The 6000-nt window shown below is 34.0% G+C and carries 4 protein-coding genes and 1 pseudogene; all 5 read right to left on the reverse strand.

All coding sequences use genetic code 11. The features are described 5' to 3' along the window. Window positions 1–263, reverse strand: a 263-nt coding sequence (locus tag A9G24_RS13045) for a hypothetical protein (protein WP_218056247.1), incomplete at its 3' end; no start/stop codon positions are given. Window positions 264–544: 281 nt separating this feature from the next. Further along, window positions 545–1069: a hypothetical protein gene (locus A9G24_RS07405; protein WP_081303097.1), complete on the reverse strand. Its 525-nt coding sequence runs from the start codon at window positions 1067–1069 to the stop codon at window positions 545–547. Between the two features lie 32 nt (window positions 1070–1101). Then, a complete protein-coding gene (locus A9G24_RS07410; protein ID WP_065638436.1) occupies window positions 1102–2427 on the reverse strand; it encodes a peptidoglycan-binding domain-containing protein in 1326 nt (441 codons plus the stop codon). A 42-nt stretch (window positions 2428–2469) separates the two neighbouring features. After that, entirely contained in the window at window positions 2470–3540 is a 1071-nt protein-coding gene (locus A9G24_RS07415) for a hypothetical protein (RefSeq protein WP_065638437.1), read from the reverse strand. Window positions 3541–3572: 32 nt separating this feature from the next. Continuing rightward, window positions 3573–6000: pseudogene (locus A9G24_RS07420) on the reverse strand (hypothetical protein); the annotation flags it as partial.

The raw sequence follows: 6000 nt of genomic DNA on the forward strand, positions 1-6000 counted from the left end.
CTATGTACGCTAACATTATACTGATTATTATTAATATAAATGATATTATCAATTAGTTTAACTCGTAGATTGTTCAAATAATCGGAGTTATAATCATTTTTGTTCATTAGAGCATCATTTTCTATATATTTATCCAAAATCCAATAAGCTTGATTAATATCTTTTGCATGGACATATGAAAAATTTAAAAAAATATATAATAAACAAATAGTTTTTGCTAACGATATATTTTTTTTAATTATATAAAGATGAAATCCAAACATGTTATTAATTTCCTAAATTTTTAACCAATTTATGTTTAAAGCAATTAGCTCATCTTGTCCATTAAGGTGTAATACCTTACTCGATTCTATCCAGTATAGTTTATTTTTAAGCATACAACGGATAGTATAAAAAAAACTCATCATTTACAGGCTCAGAATCTGCACTCAGCAAAGTAACATTTAGCACAAACCATAAATAATTCGCCAATTATCCGAAGATTTTTTCATCAACTATGACTGATGACGTAATAAAATTCAGGAATGATAAAAATAAAATGTATTTAATTATTGTTGGTTTTTTCTTTAAGGTATCCATCTTGATTTAAATAATAATGCTTAATTGTTAAATTATTATCATATTCTGTTGTAACGGTAATGATAAAATCCTTTGAGATAGTAAAATATGTTTTTTCAATTAGATTTTCATTATTTCCTGGTTCGTACCATTCACCTTCAACGTATAATTTTGAATGGATTTGATGATCTTTTATTGTCAATAAATAAAGTCTGTAAGGAAAATCACCACAATCCATTGGCACCAATACCATATCGATACCATTTTTTGATGGTAATGATAAATAGCGAAATTCCTTGTCACAATGTCCAAAATCAAAATTCTCAATCTTACAATTGTCATTATTGGCTAAGTTATATGACACATTTTTATGTGCTTTATTTAATGGTAAAGTGTCTGTGCTTTTTTCAAAACAGGGATTTTTATTATTTTGTTGAATAGGGGGTTCTTGTGCATAAGCAAAAAAAGGAATTACACCGAATACTAAATAAATTATATAGTTATTTATCATAATATATCCTAAAATTATCCATTAGCTATTTTTTACAATAATGAAGCCAATGGCTTACCATTTAACGTTGCAGAATCTTTACAGAAATATTCATCTTTTAAATAAATTTGATCAAACTCTCTTACATCATAATGTACCCAACTTGTTGCTCCAATATCAGACGATTCTAAGTTAAACATATTTTCTTGACCAGCTAACCAATCCCATTTTGCTCCTAAATATTTATTAAATATTTCTTTGCGTAATTTATTCATATCATTACATGATCTTGTCCTGACACCATTTTTATTAAAATGTATATCTAAAGCCTTTCCTTTATGGTTTGTAGTTCGTCTATTTGTTTGAAGATTTCGATCATAACACCTATATCCTGATGAAATTTTTCTAAAACTATAAACTGAATTTTCTTTTTGTAAGTAAAATATTACGGCTTTTAATGCCCATAATAATGATCTGTGTATACCAGGATACTCATACCTATGAGTTGCTTCTAATTTTACACCGTAGTACATATCTTTATGTCTACTTTTACCAAATCCATCACACAATCCACAGGGACAAAACATTTGTTCGTCATCAGTAGGAGGTTTTTTTACCCATTCATTGCTTGGTAAATCATATTTAACAGAAAACTCATCTATAGCCTTTATCACATTCATATCCACAACGCCCGTTTCCTCGACTTGCATATAATCACGTTGAAACTGTTTGATCATATTTTCGGTTCTTTCGGTAAATTCATCTGTTGGCACATTGCCACCAAATCCAGCAAGTCTGATATTAATTTCCCGAATAATTTCATCTTTATCCCCCTTTTTGAAAAGGACAGTGTTTCCTGCAAAATAATCCACCATCGCCACAGGATGAATAAACCATGCCTTGCCGTCTGCGGATAGATTGGACAGTTTAGGGATATTGGCTTCGGTGTTTGCGGTCGGGTTTTGGGCTTGTGCCTGTGCCACTTGTTTCCACCACAGTGACGGTTTAATGCGCTGTGCTTTTTCTAGTTGCCAGTTTGATTTGACATGTTCATGCGCTTCGTCTACCACGTCTAAGGCAAAATCACGGAGGTAAGGCTCGGTGATGCCAAGCTCATCTAATCCCGCTTCGATAAGTGCTTTTTGTTGTTGTTTTTCTTCTTCAAATAGCTCATCAATTTCGTTCCATTTGCTTAACGCTTCATCGGCATACCATTCACTTTCATATTTCACCAGTAAATGCCCTATCAACTCCGCCGTCCAGCTTCGGCGTAATCCTTCTTTTAAATCCCTATCCGTAAAAGTCGGCGGCGGTAGGTCTTTTTTTCGTTGGGTTGAATATATCAGTGTGCCCGTTAAGATTTGGTGTAGTGCCTTCATCGCCGGCTATCATCTTCTAAATCCAATTTGATCATTTTATTCTTAATCATTGTGACATTTTACGATTCCTTGTCTATCACGTTTTTTACACGAAATCGATTCCAATAGCTTGAAATGCCCACTATTATCTATTTTATAATGCCTCCATTTTTCAATATGTTGCGTTTCGTCACTACCAACATAATTTAGTAACCAAATATTCTTAAAATCTTCATCAATATAGTAATCCTGTTCAAAAGCAGCCGATTCTAAAATTTTTTCTTTATAAATAGATAATCTATCAATTAATTTATTACCTTTTTCAATATTTAAATATATTTCGAAATCAAACTCTTCGTGCTGTTTTTTAGTTAAATTGTATTGATATTCTCCTTTTTGATATATCACTTTCTTTTTGTCCATTTTGTCAAGTAAATTTCTACTAATTTCACTAAAATAAAGACCTAATTCATTCAAATCACACTCACTAAAAAAGTATGAATTATAATAAGATCCATCATCAGGGAAATCACACTTCTTATTCATATCATCTACAATTTTTTTATTAGTCAACATTGGATGACCAAACCAACTAAATTCACGTTTTGGTATCTTATAATTAAATCCTCTATAGGTTACAGGTGATCCGTTATTTTTTTCTATATGCTTCGAAAATGTTATCAAGTAACCTGACTTGGTCAAAAAAACAAAATAATTGTCGATCCTTATTAAATCAGTCAAACCTTCTTCCAAGCATAAATCATCTTTGTCATTATTAGGAAATTTTATTGCTTCAAATTGATATCTTAAAGGGATTTTTTCCGCTGAAAAAATTTTTTTATACTCCTCGACTTTTTCTGGTGTTTTCCAATAAGATAAAGGGGAAGTCATCTTTGTTGTTGTCTCATATGGAATAAAACAAATTGTATCGACTATAACTTTTCCATCAATTAATATGAGTTTAATTTTCGAAAATCTTTCTATTAAAATTTCTCTTTCAGAATCGGATTCTTCCCCAGAAACAGAATTTTTTGAAACTTTATAAAAATCCCAAATATCCGGAGATTCATTTGAATGTACATATCCTATAGAAAAAATAAAAAATAAAATCAAAGTTAAAAAATTTTTTTTCATTTCACGTTATCCTGCTAATTTAAATTTTCTAATTATTCAATTACCTTAATAGCATTAAAATCAAAATTTTCTGTATGCAAATGACTATTATGTAACTTTCCACCATTTACTACTCCTGCTATACCACTAAATGAGTCATAAATTATTTTTCCTATCCGAAACGTTCGAAAATGAAATTTAGCTAAAGCATTAATAAATGCTTTATCTTTTTCCCAATCCGATAAATTTCTATCTTTTTTAATGTATTTTGTGTCAATACTTTGACCATTTATGTGTAAAGCGCTAGGAAAACATGAACCTTGCTCATAAGCGCTACCTGTCACAATGATATTTTCCTTTATTTCAGCTAATGCGCCTATAAAACCGGCTAGAATATCTGAGTTAGTATATTTTCGATAAGTTTCTTTAAGTTCATATTTAATAACTACCCCATTGCTTTCATAGTTAATACTATCTGGCATTCTAACCAATTGCGCTTCTTCTTGCTGTTTTTTATAAAGTCGCCATACAATTCCATCTTGGTCATGTGTTCCGTATTCAGCTATATCACCATTAGCCATAGTGAGTCTTTCATAAATACTTACACCTTTTTCTTTTTTTATCCATTCATGAATATCACCATTTTCATATTTAGCTTTAGCTACTATATAACCATCGCTTACATTAGTTTTAGTTTCCGAGACCCTTCCATGATCGGGATATTTAAATGTTCCTCTAGGGTATTTCTCAAGTTTTTTCTTATTAATCGTATGCCAATCAACTATACATAGTTCATGCTCATTATTATCTTTATCATGATAAACATATTTATATTTTTGTTCATAACCTTCGAGTATTTCTTGTGGTATATGTTTTTCAATTTTTCCATCATGATAAATATGATAAGTAGCTATGCCTGCGCCTGAAAAATAATCCATCATCGCTACCGGATGAATAAACCATGCTTTGCCATCTGCAGATAGATTGGACAGTTTAGGGGTATTTGCTTCTGTGTTTGCTGTTGGGTTTTGCGCTTGTGCCTGTGCCACTTGTTTCCACCACAGTGAGGGTTTAATGCGCTGCGCTTTTTCTAGTTGCCAGTTTGATTTGACATGTTCATGCGCTTCGTCCACCACCTCTAAGGCAAAATCACGGAGGTAAGGCTCGGTGATGCCAAGTTTATCTAATCCCGCTTCAATAAGTGCTTTTTGTTGTTGTTTTTCTTCTTCAAATAAGTCATCAATTTCGTTCCATTTGCTTAACGCTTCATCGGCATACCATTCACTTTCATATTTCACCAGTAAATGCCCTATCAACTCCGCCGTCCAGCTTCGGCGTAATCCTTCCTTTAAATCCCTATCCGTAAAAGTCGGCGGCGGTAGGTCTTTTTTTCGTTGGGTTGAATAAATCAGTGTGCCCGTTAAGATTTGGTGTAATGCCCGCATCGCTGGGGTGTAATCGGCTAAATCTAATTTCGCCACTTTATTCTTGCCTATCTTGTCAGATAATTCACCCACCGTGGCTTTTTCTTCTATCGTGTCAAACCCTGGCCAGTGCCATGGACTACGTCGTTTGATATGCGCTTGTGCATTGTCTTTTATATTCACCCAACCGTGTATCGGTAGTGTTTGCTCATCCAGTGCCGTCACTTGTACCCAGGTTGTGTTTTCATCCTCTATCGCTATCAAGCCATCATTCTCTAATGAAATTAGGGACACGGTACGAGGGTAACATACCGTATTACGTTTCTTTTCCTGTGGAGAAAGGTTGTCATCTAATGATAACGGAAAATTATGCCAATAACTTACGCTTGAATTGAGCTGCCCATCTTCGCCATTAAGGTGTAAGACTTTACTGGCGGCTATCCAGTACGGCTTGTTTTCAATCATAAAGCGAATCGTGAAAAAATCATCATCATTCGCAGGCTCAGAATAGACACTCGGTAACGTCGTATCTTGCCCCTTTCCGCCACTAATTAGCTCAACTTTATCGGGGATATCTGCCTCGGTTAATTCGGGATATATCCGCCTTACATACATTTTCTCACTTGCGGTTAAGGTGTACGGTTGCGCTGACGGGCTTTTTGCCTGTATCTTTCCATTAATGCCATTAACCACCTTGCCAACCCCTGGGTCGAATAACAGCTGCTCGGTTGAAGTATGAAAAAATCTTGAGGGAAGATTGACGGTATAGACCGGTTTGATTTTAATATAGTAGCTCTCGGTAGTGTCGGTAAAATGAATCGCCACCCCAGAGCTTAACCAACCTGCCGGTTTAGCGGCTTGCACTAATCGCGCCTCTTTTTCAACTAATATGATAGTTTTTTCACTTTCAGGCAGCTTGTCCGCTAAGGCGCGGGTTTTAGTGATAAACGCCGGTAAATCATCACAGGTCAGTAATTCAATATGTGCCATTGGCGGTAATTGCTTGTCTAACGCCCGTTTCATGTTCGATAACGGGGCTTCTTTAGGCTCGTCAAAA

The sequence above is a fragment of the Gilliamella sp. App6-5 genome (assembly GCF_001690525.1).
In the GTDB taxonomy this organism is placed as follows: Bacteria; Pseudomonadota; Gammaproteobacteria; order Enterobacterales; family Orbaceae; genus Gilliamella; species Gilliamella apicola_H.